The following is a 21,164-nucleotide window of genomic DNA, read 5'->3' as shown; positions in this document are numbered from 1 at the left end:
CCGGAGGGCATGAGTACTCGGCTACTCGAATCGCCGCGCCGACCTGTACGTCAGTACTGGCCTTTGATGACGAAGTAGGAACCCCGGATGGTGCCGGCCAGTTTCGACTTCTGCCGCGCGAATTTGAACGAGCCGAGTTCTTCGGGGACTTCCATGCCGTCCGAGAGTTTGAATCCGACGGCTCGTTTTCCGGCGTCGTCGAGGGTGTACATGACGTTGATCGACAGGCCGTCCTGGTAGAACACGTAGGCCATTCGAATGCCCTCGACCTCGAATTCGGTAGCTTCGAGCGGGGTCGCGGCGATGACGATCTGACGCTCGTCGGCGAGGATCTTGCTGACCCAGGCGACGGTCTTCTTCGCTTTGCTCGCGGGTTCGACCGTGAACACATGGTCGTACTTGTTCTTGAAGTAGCGGGCTTCGTTCGCCCTCAAGCCCGCCAGTGCGGGTGCGACCGGAGACGACTCCAGGCCTTCGGTCGAGACGTCGGTGAAGTCCACTGCATACGACATGTCGAACTCCTGAACGTGTCTGTCCGCTGAAGATCGGACGCGGCTCTCGAATTCGTGCGCAATCCTAACTTCGTGGCGTGGTGGGGGCGGGCACCTCCATCACGCGAGTCGGTGGCCGCCCTTCTCGACCTCGTGCACGAGTCCGGCGATCTCATCGGCGAAGGCGGAGAACAACTCCGGGGGCAGGCTGTGTCCGAGTCCCGGGTAGGTGACCAGGCGGGCGTCAGGGATCGCCGCGGCGGTGGCGCGGCCGCCGCTGACGTCGATCATCGGATCGTCGAGCCCGTGCAGGACCAGGGTGGGCACGCGCAGGGTCCGCAGCCGGGCCGTGCGGTCGGTTTCGGAGGCCAGCACCGCCAGGAAGTGACGCATCATGGCGGCCTGGTCCACGCCGCGGTCGTAGGCGCGGCCCGCGCGGTCGGCCGCGGCGGCCTCGTCGAAGGGGAAGCCGGGTGAGCCGACCGCCCGTACGTTGCGGACCTGCCAGGCGATGTAGCTGTCGCGATCGTCGGGCCAGGCGCCGCCGGCGAGCACGCCCGGCTTCGGGTGTCCCACAGTCGGATCGCCCGTGGTGGAAGACATGGAGGTCAGCGACAGCACCCGCCGCGGGTATTCGAGGGCGATGGTCTGCGCGATCATGCCGCCCATGGACAGGCCGACCAGGTGCACGCCGTCGAGTCCGAGCGCGTCGAGCAGGCCGACGGTGTCGGCGGCCATGTCGGACAGGTTGTAGGATGCCGACGACGTGTCTCCGGCCATGGCCGCGGCGACATCGGGTGCGGGTGCGTCGGACATGCGCGTGGAGCGTCCGGCGTCGCGACTGTCGAACCGGATCACCTGCAGGCCGCGTTCGACGAGCGCGGCGCAGAATTCCTCGGGCCAGTGGATCATCTGCGCGGCGCCGCCCATGATCAGCAGCACCGGCGGGTCGGCCGGGTCGCCGAATCGCTCGTAGGCGATGTCGATGCGCGCCGGGCCCACCCGCCGCGCTGTCTGCTCACTCATGATTCCCCTTCCGTTTTACCGCTACGACCAGCGATTATGGATCGCCGACGGGGGCTTGCGGCAAGTACCCGTGCGCGGTATACGTTGAAGTGGGGAAGAGATCAGGCGAGCCGGTGACCGCCGTCCACGTGCAGCACCGTGCCGGTGACGAAGGCGCTCTTGAGCAGCGAAACCACCGCCACCGCAATGTCTTCCGGTGTCCCCAGCCGTCGGGCGGGCAGTTTCTCGGCCATGGCCTGCAACCGCTGTTCCTTGTCGTCCCACGGCATCCGATCCCAGATCCCGGTCGTCACCCAGCCCGGCGACACGGCGTTCACCCGGATCGGAGCCAACTCGACGGCGAGAGCGCGCGCGAGCCCTTCCAGCGCCGCGTTGACCGACGCCACCATGGCCCCGCCCGCCGCCGGTCGATACGCGGCGATGCCGGAAACGAAGGTGAGCGAGCCGTTCCCGGTGAGCCGCGCATGCTTGGCCAGCAGCATCGACCCGATCAGCTTGGTTTCGATGAACCCGCGCCCGTGCTCGAAATCGAAGGTCGCGATCGGCCCGTACGTGCCCGCCACATCCGCGGCCGTGCTGATCACATGATCCACGGTCCCCACGGTCTCGAACACCCGCGAAACCTGTTCCTCGTCACTGACATCCGCCTGCACCGCACTGACCTTCCCCTCCCCCAGCTCGCGCACCGCGTCGGCCAGCCGCTCCGCCGACCGCCCGACGATCACCACCTCGTACCCGTCCGCCAGCAGCGCATCGGCGATGGCGAACCCCATCCCCGAGCCACCACCGACCACCACTGCGCGTCCGGCCTGCTGTCCAATTCCGTTCTGTGTCATGCCATTCAGCCAACCGTCGCCACGCACCGTGGTCCACGACGCGCGACCGAACGCGTATGAGGCTCGTCCTAACACCCGAGGTCCGGGCTAACGTCGGTGCCGAAGGGAAAGGCCCGAGGGGGACTCGATGACAGACGAATCGCTGGCGACACAGGTGCGCAGCGTTTGGGCCAGGTCCCGCAAGACCCGCGAACGGATCGCGGCGGGGCTCGCCATTCCCGGTGCCCTGCTGTGGATGATGCAGGCGCTCGGTGCGTGGATCAAATCCCAGGAAGACAAGTGGCAGAACACCGGTACCTGTCCGCAGGCGATTCGACGATCACCCGGCCAATCTCGTCTTCGCCACCCCTCTCGTCATCTTCCCCGTTGCCACCATCGCATGCCTGATCAGCAGTGGATGTCGCGAAAACTGATCCGCGGAGCGACAGCGATCCCGACCTCCCCCGCCTTGGGCCCGAACCGCTCCGCCGAGAACCGCCGAAACGCCTCCACCGACTCCCACACCTCGGCCACCCGAATCCCGTTCTCGGTAGCGATAACCCACCCGAACAGCCCGCCTTCCGGCATCGGCCCACCCGCCGCCGCCCCCAACAGCTCCATCACCCGGTCGTACTGCTCAACCGTCACACCATCGAATTCGAGCACAACCCCGACAGCCACAGCGCCCCCCTCCCTCAAAGGATGACAAAACATCTATCTGCTCCCCGAGCGTAGAATCCCCCACCCGCCCACCTCCATGTAACGCCAGACACGCCCCAGACACGCCGAGCCGACACGCACAAGATCAACATCCCCCCCTCCGCGAATCCCATTGGCCCAGACCAATTCCGGCGCCCACTCGAATGATCGGGAGACTGTCGATGCAAGAATTCAGATTCGAGCAGAGCCTGGTGCGCGCACTGCTGCAAGATCAGCATCCGGACCTGGCGGATCTAGAGCTCCGAGATGTCGAGGGCGGCTGGGACAATCAGCTGTGGCGACTCGGTCGAGAGCTGGCCGTGCGCTTGCCACGCACCGAGGGTGGCCCCGACCTGCTGCGTGTGGAGCAGCAGTGGCTTCCTTTGCTGGCAAACCGGTTACCGCTGCCGACGCCCGTCCCGGTGCGTCTCGGCGAACCGTCGAGCCTGTTCGCGCACCCTTGGTCGGTCGCGCGGTGGGTGGAGGGTGAGCCTGCCGATCGCGCACCGATCACCTCCGTCGATTCGGCCACCATTCTCGCCGAGTTCCTCAGGGCACTTCATGTCCCAGCACCCGCCGACGCTCCGGCCAACCCGACGCGCGGCATCCCCTTGGCCGTCTTGCAGGCTGCCGTCGACAGCGAGTTCGAGGTACTCGCCGATCATCCGAGAGTCGATGCCGCACGGGAGCTCTGGGCGAAGGCAGTCGCGGCACCTACCTGGCAGGGCGCCCCGCTGTGGCTGCACGGCGACTTGCATCCGGCGAACGCGGTCGTCCGGCACGGGATCCTCTCCGGGATCCTCGACTTCGGCGACATGTGCGCAGGCGACCCCGCCACCGACCTCTCCGCCGCCTGGATCCTCCTCCCCACCGACACCGCACCCCTCTTCTTCGACGCCTACGCCGGCGCCGACGAAGCCACCATCACCCGAGCCCGAGGCTGGGCCATCCTCCGCGCCCTGAGCCTGATCAGCATCGGCCGCAACGGCAGACTCGGCCTCCCCGGCGGCAAACCCAGCTGGGAACCAGCAGGTTACGCCGCACTCGACCGAGTCCTGTCGAACTGACCGAAACTCGATCGACGCCGCCGATGACCACTCTCCCCTTTGCGGGTCAAGATCAACTTGGTTGGGACCGGACACGGGTCGGGATTTCGGGTGGAAGTTTCTGTCGGCGGGGATGTCGAGAATCGGTGGGTGGCTCCGTCCCAGGGGTGTGAGGGGCTGAATTCAGGGAACGCGGCCAGAATGGCCACAACGAACCAAGGAGCTTGTCATGGCTAAGTATCTGCTGCTCAAGCACTATCGGGGTGCACCGGCGTCGGTCAACGACGTGCCGATGGATCAGTGGACGCCGGAGGAGGTGACGGCGCATATCCAGTACATGCGGGATTTCGCGTCGCGCCTGGCGGAGACCGGGGAGTTCGTCAGTGAGCAGGCGCTGGCCCCGCAGGGGACGTGGGTGCGGTCGGACGGGGAGGGTCGGCCGCCGGTCACCGATGGGCCGTTCGCGGAGACCAAGGATCTGATCGCCGGGTGGATGATCATCGATGTCGACACCTATGAGCGGGCGCTCGAGCTGGCCGGTGAGTTGTCGGCGGCCCCGGGCGCTGGCAGGAAGCCGATTCACGAGTGGCTGGAGCTGCGGCCGTTCTACGGTGCGCCGCCCACGGTGACCGAGTGAACGAGGCGCTGCTGCGGGAGTTGGTGCCGGAGGTGATCGGGGTGCTCGTCCGCCGCGGCGCGGAGTTCGCCGCGGCGGAGGATGCCGTGCAGGAGGCGCTGATTCGGGCGTTGGAGACGTGGCCGGATGATCCGCCCCGGGACGCCAAGGGGTGGTTGATCGCGGCCGGGTGGCGGAAGTTTCTCGATGCGACGCGGGCCGAAACATCGCGGCGGGGAAGGGAACTCGCCGTCGAGATCGAGCCCGCGACGGGGCCGGTGCCCGCCACGGACGACTCGTTGTGGCTGTATTTCCTGTGCGCGCATCCCACGCTGTCGCCCGGGTCCGCGGTCGCCTTGACCTTGCGCGCTGTTGGGGGCCTCACCACTCGGCAGATCGCGGCGGCCTATCTCGTACCGGAAGCGACTATGGCGCAACGGATCAGCCGCGCCAAGAAGCGGATCACCGGTGTGCCGCTCAACCAGCCCGGCGACCTCGACACGGTGCTGCGAGTGCTCTATCTGGTGTTCAACGAGGGTTACAGCGGAGACGTGGATCTGGCGGCCGAGGCCATCCGCCTCACCCGCCAACTCGCCGCCTCGACCGAGGAACCAGAGGCCGCAGGTCTGCTCGCGTTGATGCTGCTGCACCATGCGCGCCGCGCGTCTCGTACAGGGCCGGACGGTCGCCTGATTCCGCTTGCGGAGCAGGACCGATCACGTTGGGACACAGTCCTTATCGCCGAGGGCGTAGAGATCCTGCAGTCGGCGCTGGCTCGCGACCGGCTCGGCGAATACCAGGCCCAGGCGGCGATCGCCGCCCTGCACGCCGACGCCCCGAGTACCGCCGAGACCGACTGGGTGCAGATCGTGGAGTGGTACGACGAACTGCTCCTGCTGACCGACAGCCCCGTGGTGCGACTGAATCGTGCTGTGGCAGTGGGAGAAGCCGATGGGCCGCGAGCGGGACTGGCCGCGTTGACCGACCTGGATCCGGACCTCCCCCGCCTCGCCGCGGCTCGCGCCTACCTTCACGAACGCGCGGGTGACCTCGATCAGGCCGCCGCCCTGTACGCGGAGGCCGCCCGCGTGGCCACGAATGTGCCCGAGCGCGACCATCTCACGCGCGAGGCGGCGCGGGTACGGCAGCTGCTCCGACCGGCCCACTGACCCGGTCCGGTCAGCGATCGACCGGGATGCGGAGTTCGGGGATGAGTTGGGTTGTGACAGTGGAGACATGGCGCACGAAGGCGTCGCGGTCCGCACCGAGGCTGCCTTCGGTCCATTCCACGAACAACGAGATCAGCGCGCCGAACAAGGCGGAGAAGCGCATTCGCAGCTGAGGGTCGTCGACCGATCCGGTGACGAGGTCGCCCAAGGCGGCGGTGGTGAGCACGGGAATGGTGTCGCGGACATGGCGGCGGAGCCGGGCGTCGGCGACAGGTTCGATCAGCAGGATCCGGCAGACCCGCGGATCGGCTTCCATCAGCCGGGCGGCCGCGTCGTAGACCGCGGGCAGATCGCGCGCCGCCACGGCGGGCCCGATCGCTTCCTCGAGTTGGGCAAGCGTCGCCGCGTAGACCGCGTACAGCAGTTCGTCGATGTCGCCGAAGCTCTCGTAGAAGAACTTCTGACTCAGTCCGGCCTCCCGGCACACCGCTCGCATCCCCAGTGCGGCAACGCCTTCCGTCCCGATGATCGTGACGCCCGCGTCGACGAGCCGGGCGCGGCGTTCGGCCACCCGGTCGTCGGTGCTGCGTCCGCCGTAGCTCCTTGACACACCGCGACCCTATCAGGAAGCATCTGCTTCAGAAAGCAGCTGCTTCCCGATGGAGGTTCCGGTGTTCACCGACCAGCAGTTTCAGCAAGCCCTCGCCCAATCCTGCCTGGCCCGACCGATCCCCCTGCTGCTGAGCAATCGCGCGACCCCGGTCGAAGTCCTCGACGAGGCGGCCCTGACCAAGATGACCACCGCCTGGTTCGACGAATACGAGCAGAAGATCGCCTTCTATGCCGAGCACGGCCTCGACATCGCCTGGACCCTGGATTGGGCCAAAAAGTATTGGTGGAGTTGGCAAGCCCGCGACATGAGCTTCAACCACGAGCTCTACACCCCCGACCTGCGCTACAAGGACGTCACCACCCTCGGCGCGACGATCGTCGGCCTGGACGAGTTCGTGGCCTACAACTTCGCCTTCTTCGACGCCATCCCCGACTGGCGCTACGACCCCATCCCCGGCCAGTCCTACGTCGACATCACTCCGGCCGGCGAAGTCCGAATAGTGGTCCGCTACTACGGAAGCGGCCACCTCGTCGGCCCCCTGAAACTCCACCCCTACGACGCCGACGCCGTCTCGATTCCCGGCAACGGCGCTTTCGTCCAATGCACCGCCGTCGACCGCTACCACTTCAACACCGACCACCTCATGTACGAGGGTGAAACCCTCTACGACCTGGTCGACGCGGTTCAAACCGCCGGATTGCTGCCGGGCCCGTCAACCAACTCCTTCAAGTGGCTGATGCGCGGCGCAGCCTTTGCAACCCGCGTGGCAACAACATTCGGCCGTACCGCGCACTGAGGAAGTCGGGGGCGACCTCGTCACAACGGATGCCCCGAGCGGTGGCCGCCCCGCCTCACACCACAATGACCGATGCGCTCCGGATGACTTGCCGACGAGGCCCGAATGTTCTGCAGTGCAGTGGATTACGCGTCGCGAACGCCTGCGCCGAGCAAGTGCAGGGCGGAGTCGACGGTGGCGGCGACGAGGGTGTCGTCGAGTGGGCCGGTGGCGGGCAGCATTACGTGGAGGAGCAGTGGGCCGGTGAGGATGTCGGAGACGAGGGTGGGGTGGGTGACCGGGGGTATTTCGCCGCGGTCGACGGCACGTTGGAACATTGCCTCGGTGGACCGGCGGCGAGGAGCCATGAAGCCCTCGTGGAACAGTGCGCTCCATTCGGGGTCACTGCCGAGATCGCCCAGTAGGCCGGCGATACCCGCTGCGACGACCGGGTTTTGGAAGAACTCGACCTGCCGTCGCTGTAGTTCGGTCAGGTCGTCGCGCAGGTTGCCGGTGTCGGGCGCCGGGTCGGTTCCGAAGTGGGCGGCGAGGGCGCTGGCGATCAGTGCGACGCGGCCCGGGTAGCGGCGGTACAGGGCGGTGCGGGTGGTGCCGGCCAGGGCGGCGACCCGGTCGATGGTGACCGCGCCGTAGCCGTCTGCCAGCAATAACTGCTCGACGGCGGCGGTGATGGCGGTGTCCAGAGCCGCATTACGGGGGCGGCCCATCCCGGCGGGCTTTCGCTTCTCAGACATACGCTACGGATTGTAGCGGATTACCCCTTGTCGGACATACGCTACAGAGCGTAGCGTATGTCCATGGTTGAAATCTGGATCCTCGGCGCGACCGGCCGCGCCGGACGAAGCATCAGTGCCGGGTTATGTACGAGCGGACATCAGATCGTGCTGGTCGGCCGCAATGCTCAACGGTTGAGCGAGGCCGCCGCGGCGATCGAGGCGCTGGGTGGACCGACACCGCGAACCCTGGTCACCGACGACCCGGTCGCACAGATCGCCGCGGACAGACCGGATGTCGTGGTCAACACGGTCGGCCCATTCGGTACGACGACGGTCCCGACCGCGCAGGCCTGCGTGGCCGCGGGCAGCCACTACGTGGATCTGGCCAACGAATTCGAGCCTGTGCGTTCACTGTTGGAGCTGGATACGGTGGCGCGGGCCGCGGGTTCGACGCTGGTCACCGGTGCCGGATTCGGTGTCCTGGCCACCGAGGCACTGGTCTACGAGTTGTGCGCGGGCCGTCCGGCACCGGCCCGGGTGCGGGTGGCGGCGATGCCCGTCGTGGACGGCCTCGGACCGGCGGTGCTGGCCAGCGTGGTCGACGCGGCAGCGACCGGCGGCCTGGTCTACCGGAACGGTCGGCTCGTGCGAACCCGACTGGGCGCTCACCTACAACACACTCCACTGCCCGACGGTACGACGCGTGACACGGTGGCGGTTCCGACCGGCGAGCTGGAAGCCGCGCTCCGCGCCTCCGGCGCCGGCGAGGTGATTGCGACCTCCAGCGAGTTGCCCACCGGCCGTACGGCTCGGGCCGCGTTGCCGATCGTGGGCGCGATGCTGCGGGTGGATGCGTTGCGCCGCACCGTGATTCGAGCTGTGGATCGCTGGCAGCTGACGCCACCGAGCACGCCGGGCGACGCCTCGTGGGCGTATGCGTGCGCGGAATGGGAGGGCGGCGAAACCCGTCAGGCCTGGTTGCGGACCAGCGAGGGCTACCAGTTCACCAGCCGTGTCGCCGCCACGGTCGCAACCCGGCTGGCCGCCGGCGAAGCGCGCCCCGGCGCGTTCACCCCCGCCGCATTGTTCGGCGCCGACCTGGCCCAGGCGGCCGGCGGCACCATCACCGTCGATACTGCCGTGAAGGACCCGCGATGACCGACTTCACCCGAGAGCACGTGCGTATCCCCGCGGGTGCGGACACCGAGCTGGACTGCTGGCTCTACCTCCCGTCGTCACCGGCGCCACACCCGACGGTGGTGATGGCCCACGGCATCGGCGGCATCAAAGCCGCCGGGTTGGCCCCGTTCGCGGAGTTCTTCGCCGACAACGGCTTTGCCGCCCTCGTCTTCGACTACCGGCACTGGGGTCGATCAGGCGGCAGCCCGCGCGAACTCCTCTCCATCCGCCGCCAGCGAGAGGACTACCGCACCGCACTGGCCTGGGCGCGACGCCACGATTCGCTCGACAACGATCGCCTGTTCATCTGGGGCACGTCCTTCGCCGGCATGCACATCCTCGATATCGCCGCCTCCGATCCGGCGCTGGCCGGAGCCATCGCCCAATGCCCCCTGGTCGACGGCCCGGCCGGGATGGGAAACGTGCCCGCACCGCGCGCGCTGCGCCTGACCGCCACCGCGGTGGCCGACGCGCTCGGTGGCGTCGCCGGCAAGCCGCCGAAGTATCTGCCGCTCAGCGTCGGACCCGACAGCGTCGGCGTGATCGCCACCGACGACGCACTGACCGGACTGCACCGACTCGCCCCGGATGACGGCGAGCCCTGGCCCAACCGAATCACCGCACGATCACTACTCGACATCGCGGTCCACCGTCCCGTCCGATCAGCCGGCCGGATCCGATGCCCGCTACTGATGGTCGTAGCCGAAACCGACACCATGGCCCCCACCGGACCTGCCACCCAGGCCGCCGCACGCGCCCCTCTCGGCGAGCTCTACCGCAGCCGCGGCGGGCACTACGACGTCTACGCAGGCGGTCTCGACCACACCGACGTGCTCCGCGTCGAACTCGAATTCCTCACCAGACACGCCGTCAGCCGCACCTGAGGGCTGGGCAGCTCAGCCGCGCGGGTCATGACGGGGTCGCTGGATCGCGCACAGAATGGGAACGTTGTTGGATTCGAGTCGAAGGACGTTGTGTGGTCAGCTCCGCCGGTTTGACGCGATCCGAGAGGATCATTCCTGGTCGTGTGCTGGTCATGCTGACCGCGGTCGTAGTGGTTCTCGCTGCCGCCCTCGTTCTCGCTCCCGCCCGCCTGGCCGACAGCGGTTCGGCCGGGTTCTCCGATCAGCACACGTTGCGCCGAGCTTTGCGCGATGGCTTTGTCGCGTACTGGAATTCCGGGGATGGGAGTCGGCCGGCCGGGCTGAGCAGCGTCATCGACTACTGGTTCCGCTATCACATGGCCAAGGGTGTGTTCGGGGCGCTGCTGTTCGTCGCGCTCATCGCTGTGGCCACGCTGCTCTGGAAGGCGTATTTGCATGGCGGTGAACTCGGCGTAGCTCAGCGGTCCGGATTGGTGGCGGCCGGCGCGCTGGTCAGTGTTTTCGCGCTGGCGGCGTTGTTGGTGGTGATCGCGAATATTCAAGGGGCAGTGGCGCCGTTCTCGTCGCTGCTGCCCATGCTGCCGTCCAGTGCGGACGACCCACAGCTCGGTGCCGCGTTCGAGCAGATCCGGCAGCAGCTCTCCGGGGCCACAGGTACCACGCCACCCGTGGACGACATGGTCGGCGATTTCGCCCGATACCACCTCACCGTGGCGATCATCGCCGCGGTTCTGGCAATCACCGCTGCCGGCCTCGGCGCGGTGTCATGGAAACGGTTCGCGCGGTCCGCCGACACCAGGGCACGACGTGTCCTGTGCGCGTCCGGCATCGTCGCCACCTTCCTGGCGGCGGCATCGATCGTCCTGCTGGCGGCGAACAGTTCGGCGGCACTTCACTCGACCACCTCGTTGTCGGCCTTCTTCAATGGCAGCTGGTGACGTCCTGCGAATCTCTTGGGCGGCATAGGAAAAGGAACGCTGAGCACCGCTGGCGCCGCAGCCGAGGACGTGTCGCACGCTCAGGCCTGGGCGGCAGCGTCCATGGCCGAACGTATCGACCCTGGCCAGGTTCGAGTGTTTCTCCGGATGTCTCGTGTTGACATCACCTAGAACTGTTTATACCTTAAACATCGTTGTTTACGGCATACACAGTTTGAGGAGTCATCATGCGGATCCCTGGCTCGAAACAGGCTCAGCGACTGCGCATCACCACCGAGAACGGCGTCGACGAAGCCGGCTTCGTGCGTATCGGCGGGATCGAGCAGTGGGTCTCGATCCGTGGTGAGGACCGCAGCAATCCGGTGCTGCTCGAAATCCACGGCGGCCCGGGTGCTTCCAATCTCATCTACACCGGGCGCACCCGCGAATGGGAGCGTCACTTCACTGTCGTGCGCTGGGACATGCGCGGCGCGGGAAAGACTTTCGGCCGGACCGGGCCGACAGGGCAGGGCGAGATGAGTCTGCGGCGACTGGAATCGGACACCCTCGAGGTCACCGCGCACGTGCGCTCTCGGCTCGGTGTCGACCGGGTCGTTCTGATGGGCTGTTCGTTCGGCTCGTTCATCGCGCTGCGCGTCGCCCGCGGCAACCCGGAGTTGTTCTCCGCCTATGTCGGCACCGATCAGAACATCAGCGACGGCGGCCGCGACCACACCGCCTACCGCGGCCTGCTGCGGCGCCTGGACGAATCCGGCAAGAACAAGGACCTCGCCGCTGTCACCGCCATGGGCGCAGACCGCTCGGCGTGGACCAGGGAGCAGTGGTCGCAATACAACAAGTACACCGTCGGCTCGGACCCCCTCACCTTCGACACCGTCAAGAAGGTCGTCATGGGCTCGCTGCTGACCTCACCGCTGCACTCCCTCGGCGAAGTTCGCACCTACATGAAGGCCATGGGCTTCTCCGAATGCCTTGCCCCGCAATCGGTCACGATTGACGAATGGGCCGAGGGCACCGACTTCTCGATCCCGTTCTTCCTCTTCCAAGGCGAACACGACGTCATCACCCCGGCACAATCGGCCAAGCGGTTCTTCGACGACGTCACCGCCCCGATCAAGGAATTCGCCCTCATCGAGAACGCCGGCCACTTCGCGGCCTTCCGCCGGCCGACCGCTTCCTCGAACTCCTGCTCACCCACGTCCGTCCCGCCCTCGACCTCGAGCCGAGCAACACCCGAAAGCGATAGATCGACCCGCCGGCGATCAGTGGACAACTCCGCACGACAATGACGAACGAGGATTGAGAATGTCTTTCGAGAACTTGCGCACCGCGGTCCGCGGCGGTGTGATGCTGCCCGGCGATGCCGATTTCGATCGAGCGGCGCAGCCATGGAACACCACGGTCGCGCAGTCCGTGGCCGCCGTTGTCGAGGTCGCCGACGCGCTGGATGTGGCGGCGGTGCTCGAGTACGCCCGGCAGACGGGTCGCGCAGTGGTTACCCAGCCGACCGGGCACGGCGCGACCGGCGATATCGACGACGCGATCCTGGTCCGCACTACCCGCTTCAACAGCATCGACATCGACGCCGAGCAGCGCGTGGCGCGGGTCGGCAGCGGCGTGAAGTGGGGACAGGTGCAGGCCGCCGCGGCCGCGCACGGGCTCACCGGGCTGGCCGGAAGCAACCCGGTCGTGGGTGTGACCGGATATACCCTCGGCGGCGGGTTCGGCTGGTTCGCAAGTCGGCACCATCAGTGACCGGTTCGAGGAGATCATCGGCGCGCTCGGGCCGAGCATCACCGGCGCCAAGCCCTACACGTTCCTCGCTCCCGGTGAGTCCGCCGCCGCGGCCTTCGATACGAGCACCCTGGCGCGGTTGCGGGAAATCAAGCGAAACCGCGATCCGCACAACGTCATTCGCGTCAACTTCCCGGTTCTCGGCTGACCCTGTCGTATTCGTGCGAGTCAGTCGTCGCAGCAGGAGCAGTCGTCTTCGGCTGCCGGGGAATTCGAGCTCAGGGCCATCGGCGAGGGGCAGCAGGCGTCGCCGCGCCACGCGTTGACGCCTTCCTTGGCCGCGATGGCCGCGATCACCAGGGCAGCGATGGGGTCGGCCCAGGACCAGCCGAACAGACTGTTGAGAATCAGGCCTACCAGCAGCACCGCCGACAAGTAGGTGCACAGCAAGGTCTGCTTGGAATCGGCCACCGCCGAAGCGGATCCGAGCTCACGGCCGGCGCGGCGCTGCGCCCAGGACAGCACCGGCATCACCGCCAGACTCACCGCCGCCAGGGTGATGCCGATGGGCGAATGCCGGGCCTCCCCCACCCCGAGCAGTCCGCGGACCGCGTCCACGGAGACGTAGGCGGCCAGCGCGAAGAAGGAGAATGCGATGATCCGCAGCGCGGTTTTCTCCCGCTTCTCATGGTCGGATCCGGCGAACTGCCAGGCGACCGCGGCGGCGGAGGACACCTCGATCACCGAGTCCAGACCGAACCCGATCAACGCGGTCGAGGATGCGCGCGTGCCTTCGGACAGCGCGATGATCGCCTCGATGACGTTGTAGGAGATGGTGGCCGCGACGAACCATCGAATCCGCCGCGCCAGCAACGCCCGCCGCTGCGGTGACGGGCCCACCGTCACCGCGGTGGGCAATGACGGCATACCGAGCGATTGCGACATCAGCAGCACTCCTCGGTCGCGGAGTCCGGGCAACACGCGGGGTCGACGGCCAGCACCAGCCCGGCCAGGTCCTCGAGCGCCCGCCCGATCCGCGCATCGGCCAGCTCGTACCGCGAGCGCCGCCCCTCCGGCACCGCCACCACCAGGCCGCAACCCCGCAGGCACGCAAGGTGATTGGACAGAATCTGCCGGGAGACCCCGATCTGCTCGGCGAGGTCGGAGGGGTAGCTCGGCGCCCGGCGCAGGCTCAAGAGAATTTGCGTCCGGGTCGGATCCGACAGCGCGTGCCCGAATCGGGCCAGCGCGTCACGATGCAGCAGGGTGTCCACGTACCAACGGTACATCGAAATCTGTATTCAGAAAATAGTGAATCGTTGGAGCTCGCCCCTCGTGCGTTGTTGCCGCCTGCCGCACCGACCGGACAGGTCGGCGCGGTAGCTCCAAAGGACAACGGGGCGATGCGATCTCAGGCGGCGTGTAGGGCGACGGTGACCTTGCGGATCATCTCGGCGACGACGGGGCCGGGCTGTCCGGTGCGGCTCGTCGCGGCGGCGGCCTCGAGGGCGACCAGGATGGTGGAGCGGAAGTTGTCCGCCTCGGCCGGGTTCTGCTGATCGAGCAAGGTGACCGCTGCGGTGAGGGCGGGCAGCACCTGGTCGGCGAGTTCGGCGACCGTCTTGCCGGTCAGGTGGATGTCGCGGGACTTCGCGTTGAGCACGTGCCCGACCTGCCCGGTCGCCGAACCCAGCGCGAGAGAGCCGGCGGTGGCGGCCTTGTGCGGCTTGTCGGAGGCGGCGACGAGCAGGGAGATCGCGCCGTATGCGGCGGAGCGGATGGTGGCCTTGTCCTGGTCGGTCAGGGCGAGGGTGGCGGACATGATGTGCTCCTTCGAGAACTGTTGTGGCAGTGACCCGGATCCGGTTGGCGGTCCGGGGCTGTTTTGTTCGATGGGAGTACTTTGTCCGCGGCGGCTGACAGCGACCTGACGGCGGACTGACACGGCCACTGACACCGTGGGCTGGCTGGAGAGTTGCCCACGGGGGCGAGCCCGCGCCGGCCGACGGAACCAGTCAGCAGCGTCGAACCGCCGATCAGGACGGCCGCCGACCGGAGATGTCAGTCTGGTTTCGGTACAGCTTCTGAGGACTGCAGCGACCCCCACGAATTCCGGCTGCTCGCCGAACCGCCGGCAGACCCCGGCATACGTCAGCGCATCCAAGCCCTCGTCAGCGAGCAGAACACCAAGCTCGCAACCGCATTGGGCGACGGGATCGCCGATGGGTCCGTCCGGCCCTCACTCAACGCCACCCAAGCGGCGACTGCCCTGTGGGCAATGATGAACGGCCTACTTGCCCAACACATTGCCGCCACCAACAATCCGACAAGCGATACCGATGGCCTCGTCGCAACCGCACTCGACATTCTCCGATACGGCATCGAACAATCCTGACCCGCGACGACCACACCTTCGACCCTCACTGGAGGCAGTTCCGACAGGTGCCTCATAAGCGAAAATCCAGTTAGTGCAAACAATTACATACCGCCTCGAACACTGCATAGCTTCGAGGTGAATGCGGTCGCCCCGGCCTGACGCGCTGCGCAGGCAGCCCGCCGAGCGGGCGGCGTGTGCTCAGGCGGAGGGGTTCTGGATGGGCGCGCTGTCGATCTTGGTCATTTGACCTCGAGCGGGGTCGAGGTTCGAAGATGGCTGCATGACAACCACGGAGCTCGATCAGACCGAAGACATCGCCGCCATCCACGCCGTCGTGGCCGCGGTCGCCAAGGCTCAGCGCGCCGAAGACGCGGATGCCTTCCTCGCCCTGTTCCACCCCGACGCCATCTGGACCACCGGCGGCGGCAAATTCCTCAACGGGCTGGACGAGATCTCCGAGTTCACCCGCGCCGTGCTGCCCGGCGCGACCAAGGACGGCTACGCCACCTACGAGCCCTTCTTCATTCGGTTCATCCGGCCCGACGTGGCTGCCGTCAAGGTCCGCCAGCAGTACTTCAACCACGCCGGCGAACTCCAAGCCCAGGGCTCACCCCTCTACGGCATGACCAAGGAGGACGGCCGCTGGCTGCTCACCTTCTGCCAGAACACCCCCGTCGCCGACCACTGACGCACGTTGACCGGCTGCCCGCGGGTCTCCCGCAGCGTGATGGTGGCGGCGGACTCCGGGCTAGGTGGGGGAATGCCAGGGCCGTGCGCGGTGACTAATCACCATGCGGCGGACGAAAGCGCCCGGGTGGGTGGCGGTGAAGTGTTCGCCGTATTTCCTGCCTGCGGTCTTTAGGTGGTCGTGCAGGGCGAGACCGTAGCCGAGGTCGACGGCCACCTGGTCGGCCAGGAATTCTTCCCGCCAGTTCACCCACATTTTCGGGAAGGGTTGCAGGAGACAGACTATGGCCAGCGCCTCGGCTCGATGCGGGCCGATGGTCGGAAGCAGGGCGCCGAACAGGGCGAAGAAGGACGCGGTGTAGACGATCAGCACCAGGATCGCCACAACGATTTCCGGCGATCTCAGATAGGACCGCGGGGTCGATCTTCGATAGGGCAGCACGGTGATGAGTTCTCTGGCCGGCGCGCCGAAGACGGTGGCAACCGGTGCGGTGCACAGGCATTCGAGCATCCTGACGGTCCAGCCGGCCCAGCCGGCGATCAGCTGATGACCGAATTCATGTGCGATCACTGCCCGTAGCTCGAGCGGGGGTAGTTCGTTCACAGCCGAAATCGTCACTGAGACAAGACGGCGTGGGTGCGCCATACCCGCTGCCCGAGGGCGGCGGGTTCGCAGCACCATTCGCAGCCAGTCCTGACCCCGGGCGACCCGCTCCACGTCAGGCATCCCCACCCCTGCCACACCACCGAGTCGGCCCGCGGCCTCCATGACGGCCCAGGAGGCTGCCCACAGCTGGAAGGAGGGCTCGACCCGTTCGGGTGGGTAGGGCGCGATATCGGGAAATTTCATGGCAAGTCGTCGGATCGTCAACTCGTCCGGCCTGATCAGTGCGTCGAGCAGCGCGTAACTGCTGATCAGACACCAGACCACTATCACGCTGATCGTCGCCCAGCGCCCGGCCCAGGCGCTCAGACTCCGGAGCATCACCACGGTCGCGACCGCCCAGGGCACGGCCAGCAGCAGGCGCAGCAGCGGCAGTAGTCGGGCTTCGATGCGGGCACGGCCAGTCAACCGGTACCTGGTTGCGCCCGAAGGTGATTCGAGAGACATGGCGGGTCAGCCCTTCGTGCGGGCGAGGCTGTGTTCTCCTGCGCGGTCGCTTCACGATACAAACGCGGCGACAGGGTCGCGTAGCCCCAACTTCGAAGGGCGGAAGCGGTTTCCCAATCGATGCGGTGGTCGAACACCCAATTCAGATGTCCGACAACTCGATGTACGGGTGGCGATACTTCCGGAACTGCCGCGCCCGCGCTGACCGAACCGGCCAGCGGCGGATCAGCGCGTCTTCCAGTGATGGAGAGACGTGGGTGTGACCCCATGAAGCTCTCTCAGCCGGGAAGTCGACGGACAACCTACCGGTTCATCCGCGGATGACCGGCACATCCCAGAACGCGAGTTCGTGGCGCATGCCGGTCAGGAACAGCTCCTCCGCGTTGTCGCCGCCGGCTTCGTCGAGCATCTGGGCGCAGCGGGCGGTGAGGGCCGCGAAGCCGGGGTCGGCGTAGGTGTCGATCCAGCGCTGGTAGCGCGGGTCGGCGGGAGGGTTCTGCGCGAGGATCGCGCCGAGTGTCGAATAGCCCCACATGCAGGGGTAGAGGGCGGCCAGGCCGTCGGCGTAGTTCGCGGCCGAATCCAGCAGGAACGCAGTGTATTTCGTGCACGGCTCGCCTTTGGTGGCGTCGTCGAGGTCGGCGCCGAACTCCGCGGCCAGACTGCGGTGCAGCGAGATTTCGTCGTGGAAAGTGGCGTGCGCGAGGTCGACCAGGTCGCCGAGGTGGGCGGCGGGCGCTTGCCACGCGAGGCGGGAGAAGACCCGGACGTAGTCGAGCAGGAACAGGTAGTCCTGTTCCAGCCAGGAGCGGAACACCGGCTCGGCGAGGTCGCCTTTCGCGATCCCCGCCACGGTCGGATGCGCAAGTTGCTCCTCGACCAGCGGGCGGCCGAGCTGCTCCAGACGTGCTGCAAGACTCATACGAGAAGTCTCTCTTACACACCTGATCGCTTTGGCGGCGACGTTGCGCCGGGTCCGCCGCGCTGACCTGATCGTCGCGCCGAAACGACTCGGCCTGTTCGCACGGATCCCGGGCCTCATCCGACCCATCGTCGACCGGATCGGATTCCCGGGCAGCACCATCCCCGACGCAATCGCCCAGGCATCACCCACCAGGTGGAACCGACCCCGCCGCAGACCGGCGGTGTGGGCGAATTACGTTCGCGCCCCTGATTTTTGGGGCACACCGCCGCGAACGCTCCGATAACGACTGCCTGATTGAACCCGATGACCAGTATGTCCTTCCATTTGGATGGAAGTCGGGGATGAGGTGTCGATGCGAGGAGAAATATGAAGGCCAGACCAGTGCTGTTCGCCGTGTTCGCCACCGCCCTGGTGGCGGCCGCGAGCGGATGCTCCGGCAGCTCGTCGACCCAGACGGGAACGGTGAGCACGACAGTCGCCGCATCGCCGGGGACGACCGCGCCGGCGCAGGGCGACCAGTCGGCTCCGCCGCCAGTTCAGACCCCCAACCTCCAGGGCGGCGATCCCGCTGCGGGCGAAGCCAATTCGCCGCAGGCCGCACCCGCCACCGGTGCCGCGCCCGACACACCGCAGGCCACGATCGTGCCGGTGACCACGAATCCGGCACCCAACGGCAGCGGCCACGGAATGTGCTTCGACCTCAATTCCGGGCTCGCCAATTCGGCGATCAAGAGCCTCGCCCCGTCCTCGACCGGCGCGTGGGGCAATCCATACGCGAGCGAAGACCCGATTTCGGCGGGCTGCGAGGGCGTACTGTCGTGGATGACGGTGGAATCGGGCAATATTCACCCGTACACCCATGTCCTGTTCTTCACCAACGGCACCTACCTCGGTACCGCGACCTCCAGCCCCTACGGCTACACCAAGGTCATCGGCAAGACCGCGAATACCGTCTCGGTGCAGTACAAGTGGGCGAAATCCAGTGACGCCCTGTGCTGCCCGAGTGGCGGCCCCAGCGTGGTGACCTTCACGCTCTCGGGCGGCAAGGTGGTGGCGAAGGGGGAGTTCCCGCCGAGCAACTGAGTGTCGGGCCGATGCTCGGGCGGGCCGACCCCGTCCCGATGGGTCGGCTGGCGTCAGGAACGGAATCATCCAGTGGCGGCGGCGCATTCCGCTCAACCCCATGGCCGCCCAGCAACAGCGCGAACGCGAACGCGGTGTCAGAACGTGGCGCGATCGAACGGGATCGGGAGCTCTTCCATTGCCCCGGCGGCACGTAGTCGGATGTTCGCTTCGAGGATCGTCTCGATGGCCGGGGATTGCGTGCCGTCACCGGTGAGGTCGATGACCAGTCCATCGTGTGCGGTGTGGATGTAGGTTGCGGGCAGCGCTTCGGGCGCGAGGGCTGCCCGGCGAGCGGAGAGGAAGACCGCACGCCCGCAGCGGGGTGCACTGTTGGCCAGGTCGAACCGTAATAGACCGAGACGCCGGTTGCGAAGGGTGAACGCGGGGTGTTCTGCAATCTCGTAGCCTTGGCCACGGTCAGAGTGCGGCACACCTAGATGCCAGTGCGGGGCGCTACCGAGTCAGTCGTCGACCGCGGTTGCAGCACCAACCAGCTGGTGGATCTACGTCGAAAGGCCGAGACTGGTTAGTGCCTGTCCGCGCCATTGCGACCACACGGGTCGCCCCTCCTCGGATCCGCCAGATCGGGCGACGTGCGTGAGTCTCCGCCTATCGACACGAAGGAGGCTGGAAATGGATCACTCAGACTTGGACCCGACCTTCTATCGGAGCGCAGCGGAGGCGGCTGCCGCGCCACCGGAGCGGCTCGCCTACGTTGTTGCGTTCGACCGGGCGGCACAGCAGCCGGATGCGCTGTCGGTAGTCGATGTGGATCCGGGCTCGGCCACCTACGGCAGGGTGGTGGGCTGGACCGAGGTGCCCCACCTGGGCAACGAGCTGCACCATTTCGGCTGGAACGTCTGCAGCAGCGCGCTGAAGCACGAGGGCCACCACATCGACGGGCTGGCTCGGCGCTACCTGATCGTGCCGGGTCTGCGCTCGTCGCACCTGTACGTGTTCGACACCCAGCCCGACCCATGTCGGCCCACCCTTTCCAAGATCGTGGACAGCTCCGAGCTCGCGGCCAAGGCCGGCTACTCCCGCCCGCACACGCTGCACTGCGGGCCGGACGGTGTTTTCATGACCTGCCTCGGTGGGGCAGACGGATCGGACGGGCCTGGCGGGATCGCGCTGCTCGATCACGGCACGTTCGATGTGTTGCGGCAATGGGAGACCGAACGCGGGCCGCAATACCTCGCGTACGACGCCTGGTGGCATCTCAACCAGAACACCCTGATCAGCAGCGAGTGGGGCACTCCGTCCATGATCGAGGACGGGTTGCAGCCGGAGTTGCTGCTGGCCAACAAGTACGGCCACGCGATCCACTTCTGGGACCTCACCGCCGGTCGGCACCAGCAGCGGGTCGATCTCGGGGAACAGAACCAGATGGCACTCGAGCTGCGCCCTTCGCACGATCCGGACGCCACCTGGGGTTTCGTCGGCGTGGTGATCTCGACCGAGGATTTGTCGGCCTCCGTGTGGCGTTGGCACCACGACGGTGGTGTGTGGGCGGTCGACAAGGTGATCACCATCCCGGCCGAGCCGGCTGATCCCGACCTGCTGCCACCGGCACTGAAACCGTTCGGCGCGGTGCCGCCGCTGGTCACCGACATCGACCTGTCGGTTGATGACGCATACCTCTACGTCTCGTGCTGGGGCACCGGGGAGCTCAAGCAGTTCGACGTGCGCGATCCGGCCGGCCCGAAACAGACCGCGTCCGTCCGGCTCGGCGGGATCGTGGGCCGCGCCGCCCACCCGGCCGTGCCGAACCAGCCGCTCGCGGGTGGCCCCCAGATGGTCGAGATCAGCCGTAACGGTCAGCGGGTCTACCTCACCAATTCGCTCTACGGCACGTGGGACGACCAGTTCTACCCGGATGGGGTGGGCGCCTGGATGGCCGTGCTGCACACCGATCCCAACGGCGGAATGACCATCGACGAGTCGTTCTTCCCACACGACGAGGACTTTCGAGGTCTGCGGGTGCACCAGGTGCGCCTCCAGGGCGGTGACGCCTCCTCCGATTCCTATTGCTACCGCTAGCTAGACCGCCCCGCCGACGACTCAACCCGATGTGGGCACGGCTCACTCGCCGCAGAGGTTTCCAGCGCGGGCCGCTTCGAAGCTGGATGTAGCGAGCAAGAGTGCGCGCTCATGCCTGCGGGCTCAGGCGGTCATCGCAACACTTCTTCGAGTGCTTCTGATGGTGTGCGGAATCCG

25 protein-coding genes are annotated in these 21,164 nt (G+C 67.0%); 13 read left to right on the top strand and 12 right to left on the bottom strand.

The window, feature by feature from the left end:
* Nucleotides 1–50 precede the first annotated feature (50 nt).
* From ACYVKL_RS24710 to ACYVKL_RS24695, 4 genes are all read right to left on the bottom strand, one after another.
* Nucleotides 51–512 (bottom strand): phage tail protein, encoded by a 462-nt coding sequence (locus ACYVKL_RS24710; RefSeq protein ID WP_379173809.1) that lies wholly within the window; start codon nt 510–512, stop codon nt 51–53.
* Between the two features lie 99 nt (nt 513–611).
* Nucleotides 612–1,517 carry an alpha/beta fold hydrolase gene (locus ACYVKL_RS24705; protein ID WP_379173810.1) on the bottom strand — a complete coding sequence of 302 codons (906 nt, stop codon included), beginning with the start codon at nt 1,515–1,517 and terminating at the stop codon, nt 612–614.
* Between the two features lie 101 nt (nt 1,518–1,618).
* The gene (locus ACYVKL_RS24700; RefSeq protein WP_379173812.1) at nt 1,619–2,353 is read right to left on the bottom strand and encodes an SDR family oxidoreductase; all 735 of its coding nucleotides are present in this window, start codon (nt 2,351–2,353) and stop codon (nt 1,619–1,621) included.
* Nucleotides 2,354–2,740: 387 nt separating this feature from the next.
* Nucleotides 2,741–3,013 (bottom strand): hypothetical protein, encoded by a 273-nt coding sequence (locus ACYVKL_RS24695; protein WP_460772956.1) that lies wholly within the window; start codon nt 3,011–3,013, stop codon nt 2,741–2,743.
* Between the two features lie 200 nt (nt 3,014–3,213).
* Here ACYVKL_RS24695 and ACYVKL_RS24690 point away from each other — a divergent pair, with 200 nt between their 5' ends.
* From ACYVKL_RS24690 to ACYVKL_RS24680, 3 genes are all read left to right on the top strand, one after another.
* Complete coding sequence (locus tag ACYVKL_RS24690) at nt 3,214–4,098, top strand: aminoglycoside phosphotransferase family protein (RefSeq protein WP_379173817.1); 885 nt, start codon at nt 3,214–3,216, stop codon at nt 4,096–4,098.
* A gap of 208 nt (nt 4,099–4,306) precedes the next feature.
* Entirely contained in the window at nt 4,307–4,714 is a 408-nt protein-coding gene (locus ACYVKL_RS24685; protein ID WP_379173819.1) for a YciI family protein, read from the top strand.
* Nucleotides 4,711–5,862 (top strand): RNA polymerase sigma factor, encoded by a 1,152-nt coding sequence (locus ACYVKL_RS24680; protein WP_379173822.1) that lies wholly within the window; start codon nt 4,711–4,713, stop codon nt 5,860–5,862. The genes ACYVKL_RS24685 and ACYVKL_RS24680 overlap by 4 nt, the downstream gene beginning before the upstream one ends.
* Nucleotides 5,863–5,872: 10 nt before the next feature.
* On the opposite strand, the gene ACYVKL_RS24675 is transcribed toward ACYVKL_RS24680, so the two are convergent.
* A complete protein-coding gene (locus tag ACYVKL_RS24675; protein ID WP_379173824.1) occupies nt 5,873–6,472 on the bottom strand; it encodes a TetR/AcrR family transcriptional regulator in 600 nt (199 codons plus the stop codon).
* A 49-nt stretch (nt 6,473–6,521) separates the two neighbouring features.
* Between ACYVKL_RS24675 and ACYVKL_RS24670 the strand changes: the two genes are divergently transcribed.
* Entirely contained in the window at nt 6,522–7,271 is a 750-nt protein-coding gene (locus ACYVKL_RS24670; RefSeq protein WP_379173827.1) for a nuclear transport factor 2 family protein, read from the top strand.
* Between the two features lie 125 nt (nt 7,272–7,396).
* Here the strand turns inward: ACYVKL_RS24670 and ACYVKL_RS24665 are convergent, their stop codons facing one another.
* Nucleotides 7,397–8,005, bottom strand: coding sequence for a TetR/AcrR family transcriptional regulator (locus tag ACYVKL_RS24665; protein ID WP_379173830.1), 609 nt, complete (start codon nt 8,003–8,005; stop codon nt 7,397–7,399).
* Between the two features lie 63 nt (nt 8,006–8,068).
* Here ACYVKL_RS24665 and ACYVKL_RS24660 point away from each other — a divergent pair, with 63 nt between their 5' ends.
* The 5 genes from ACYVKL_RS24660 to ACYVKL_RS24640 all read left to right on the top strand — a co-directional run bounded on the left by ACYVKL_RS24660 (nt 8,069) and on the right by ACYVKL_RS24640 (nt 12,743).
* Nucleotides 8,069–9,145: a saccharopine dehydrogenase NADP-binding domain-containing protein gene (locus ACYVKL_RS24660; RefSeq protein ID WP_379173832.1), complete on the top strand. Its 1,077-nt coding sequence runs from the start codon at nt 8,069–8,071 to the stop codon at nt 9,143–9,145.
* Nucleotides 9,142–10,050, top strand: a complete 909-nt coding sequence (locus ACYVKL_RS24655) for an alpha/beta hydrolase (protein WP_379173834.1) — start codon at nt 9,142–9,144, stop codon at nt 10,048–10,050. Before ACYVKL_RS24660 ends, ACYVKL_RS24655 begins: the two co-directional genes overlap by 4 nt.
* A 251-nt stretch (nt 10,051–10,301) precedes the next feature.
* Complete coding sequence (locus tag ACYVKL_RS24650) at nt 10,302–10,988, top strand: hypothetical protein (RefSeq protein ID WP_379173837.1); 687 nt, start codon at nt 10,302–10,304, stop codon at nt 10,986–10,988.
* A gap of 227 nt (nt 10,989–11,215) precedes the next feature.
* Nucleotides 11,216–12,277, top strand: a complete 1,062-nt coding sequence (locus ACYVKL_RS24645; protein WP_379173839.1) for an alpha/beta hydrolase — start codon at nt 11,216–11,218, stop codon at nt 12,275–12,277.
* A 16-nt stretch (nt 12,278–12,293) separates the two neighbouring features.
* Nucleotides 12,294–12,743, top strand: coding sequence for an FAD-binding oxidoreductase (locus ACYVKL_RS24640; RefSeq protein WP_379173841.1), 450 nt, complete (start codon nt 12,294–12,296; stop codon nt 12,741–12,743).
* A gap of 207 nt (nt 12,744–12,950) precedes the next feature.
* Here ACYVKL_RS24640 and ACYVKL_RS24635 read toward each other — a convergent pair whose 3' ends face one another.
* The 3 genes from ACYVKL_RS24635 to ACYVKL_RS24625 all read right to left on the bottom strand — a co-directional run bounded on the left by ACYVKL_RS24635 (nt 12,951) and on the right by ACYVKL_RS24625 (nt 14,544).
* The gene (locus tag ACYVKL_RS24635) at nt 12,951–13,667 is read right to left on the bottom strand and encodes a cation efflux transmembrane domain-containing protein (protein ID WP_379173843.1); all 717 of its coding nucleotides are present in this window, start codon (nt 13,665–13,667) and stop codon (nt 12,951–12,953) included.
* Nucleotides 13,667–13,996 (bottom strand): ArsR/SmtB family transcription factor, encoded by a 330-nt coding sequence (locus ACYVKL_RS24630; protein ID WP_379173846.1) that lies wholly within the window; start codon nt 13,994–13,996, stop codon nt 13,667–13,669. Before ACYVKL_RS24630 ends, ACYVKL_RS24635 begins: the two co-directional genes overlap by 1 nt.
* 137 nt (nt 13,997–14,133) lie before the next feature.
* Nucleotides 14,134–14,544, bottom strand: a complete 411-nt coding sequence (locus tag ACYVKL_RS24625; protein WP_379173849.1) for a hypothetical protein — start codon at nt 14,542–14,544, stop codon at nt 14,134–14,136.
* A gap of 153 nt (nt 14,545–14,697) precedes the next feature.
* Here ACYVKL_RS24625 and ACYVKL_RS24620 point away from each other — a divergent pair, with 153 nt between their 5' ends.
* Nucleotides 14,698–15,117 carry a TetR family transcriptional regulator C-terminal domain-containing protein gene (locus tag ACYVKL_RS24620; protein WP_379173851.1) on the top strand — a complete coding sequence of 140 codons (420 nt, stop codon included), beginning with the start codon at nt 14,698–14,700 and terminating at the stop codon, nt 15,115–15,117.
* Nucleotides 15,118–15,379: 262 nt separating this feature from the next.
* A complete protein-coding gene (locus tag ACYVKL_RS24615) occupies nt 15,380–15,787 on the top strand; it encodes an SgcJ/EcaC family oxidoreductase (protein ID WP_213556860.1) in 408 nt (135 codons plus the stop codon).
* 60 nt (nt 15,788–15,847) lie between these two features.
* On the opposite strand, the gene ACYVKL_RS24610 is transcribed toward ACYVKL_RS24615, so the two are convergent.
* Together ACYVKL_RS24610 and ACYVKL_RS24605 are read right to left on the bottom strand one after the other, a co-directional pair.
* The gene (locus ACYVKL_RS24610; RefSeq protein ID WP_379173853.1) at nt 15,848–16,858 is read right to left on the bottom strand and encodes a M48 family metalloprotease; all 1,011 of its coding nucleotides are present in this window, start codon (nt 16,856–16,858) and stop codon (nt 15,848–15,850) included.
* A 349-nt stretch (nt 16,859–17,207) separates the two neighbouring features.
* On the bottom strand, nt 17,208–17,819 hold the full coding sequence (locus tag ACYVKL_RS24605) for a TenA family protein (protein WP_379173856.1): 612 nt from the start codon (nt 17,817–17,819) through the stop codon (nt 17,208–17,210).
* 369 nt (nt 17,820–18,188) lie between these two features.
* Here ACYVKL_RS24605 and ACYVKL_RS24600 point away from each other — a divergent pair, with 369 nt between their 5' ends.
* Nucleotides 18,189–18,905: an LppP/LprE family lipoprotein gene (locus ACYVKL_RS24600; protein ID WP_379173858.1), complete on the top strand. Its 717-nt coding sequence runs from the start codon at nt 18,189–18,191 to the stop codon at nt 18,903–18,905.
* Between the two features lie 137 nt (nt 18,906–19,042).
* Here the strand turns inward: ACYVKL_RS24600 and ACYVKL_RS24595 are convergent, their stop codons facing one another.
* On the bottom strand, nt 19,043–19,378 hold the full coding sequence (locus tag ACYVKL_RS24595; protein WP_379173860.1) for a hypothetical protein: 336 nt from the start codon (nt 19,376–19,378) through the stop codon (nt 19,043–19,045).
* A gap of 202 nt (nt 19,379–19,580) precedes the next feature.
* Between ACYVKL_RS24595 and ACYVKL_RS24590 the strand changes: the two genes are divergently transcribed.
* Complete coding sequence (locus tag ACYVKL_RS24590; RefSeq protein WP_379173862.1) at nt 19,581–20,987, top strand: selenium-binding protein SBP56-related protein; 1,407 nt, start codon at nt 19,581–19,583, stop codon at nt 20,985–20,987.
* The last annotated feature ends 177 nt before the right edge of the window (nt 20,988–21,164 follow it).

It is taken from the genome of Nocardia tengchongensis (assembly GCF_054781395.1).
This window is presented reverse-complemented; position numbering and strand designations above follow the sequence as displayed.

Excerpts from the sequence above, each read along its gene's own strand:
- ACYVKL_RS24710 (WP_379173809.1), bottom strand. The coding sequence starts at position 512 with ATGTCGTATGCAGTGGACTTCACCGACGTCTCGACCGAAGGCCTGGAG.
- ACYVKL_RS24705 (WP_379173810.1), bottom strand. The coding sequence starts at position 1,517 with ATGAGTGAGCAGACAGCGCGGCGGGTGGGCCCGGCGCGCATCGACATC.
- ACYVKL_RS24700 (WP_379173812.1), bottom strand. The coding sequence starts at position 2,353 with ATGACACAGAACGGAATTGGACAGCAGGCCGGACGCGCAGTGGTGGTC.
- ACYVKL_RS24690 (WP_379173817.1), top strand. The coding sequence starts at position 3,214 with ATGCAAGAATTCAGATTCGAGCAGAGCCTGGTGCGCGCACTGCTGCAA.
- ACYVKL_RS24685 (WP_379173819.1), top strand. The coding sequence starts at position 4,307 with ATGGCTAAGTATCTGCTGCTCAAGCACTATCGGGGTGCACCGGCGTCG.
- ACYVKL_RS24670 (WP_379173827.1), top strand. The coding sequence starts at position 6,522 with ATGGAGGTTCCGGTGTTCACCGACCAGCAGTTTCAGCAAGCCCTCGCC.
- ACYVKL_RS24665 (WP_379173830.1), bottom strand. The coding sequence starts at position 8,005 with ATGTCTGAGAAGCGAAAGCCCGCCGGGATGGGCCGCCCCCGTAATGCG.
- ACYVKL_RS24660 (WP_379173832.1), top strand. The coding sequence starts at position 8,069 with ATGGTTGAAATCTGGATCCTCGGCGCGACCGGCCGCGCCGGACGAAGC.
- ACYVKL_RS24655 (WP_379173834.1), top strand. The coding sequence starts at position 9,142 with ATGACCGACTTCACCCGAGAGCACGTGCGTATCCCCGCGGGTGCGGAC.
- ACYVKL_RS24645 (WP_379173839.1), top strand. The coding sequence starts at position 11,216 with ATGCGGATCCCTGGCTCGAAACAGGCTCAGCGACTGCGCATCACCACC.
- ACYVKL_RS24640 (WP_379173841.1), top strand. The coding sequence starts at position 12,294 with ATGTCTTTCGAGAACTTGCGCACCGCGGTCCGCGGCGGTGTGATGCTG.
- ACYVKL_RS24635 (WP_379173843.1), bottom strand. The coding sequence starts at position 13,667 with ATGTCGCAATCGCTCGGTATGCCGTCATTGCCCACCGCGGTGACGGTG.
- ACYVKL_RS24625 (WP_379173849.1), bottom strand. The coding sequence starts at position 14,544 with ATGTCCGCCACCCTCGCCCTGACCGACCAGGACAAGGCCACCATCCGC.
- ACYVKL_RS24615 (WP_213556860.1), top strand. The coding sequence starts at position 15,380 with ATGACAACCACGGAGCTCGATCAGACCGAAGACATCGCCGCCATCCAC.
- ACYVKL_RS24605 (WP_379173856.1), bottom strand. The coding sequence starts at position 17,819 with ATGAGTCTTGCAGCACGTCTGGAGCAGCTCGGCCGCCCGCTGGTCGAG.
- ACYVKL_RS24600 (WP_379173858.1), top strand. The coding sequence starts at position 18,189 with ATGAAGGCCAGACCAGTGCTGTTCGCCGTGTTCGCCACCGCCCTGGTG.
- ACYVKL_RS24590 (WP_379173862.1), top strand. The coding sequence starts at position 19,581 with ATGGATCACTCAGACTTGGACCCGACCTTCTATCGGAGCGCAGCGGAG.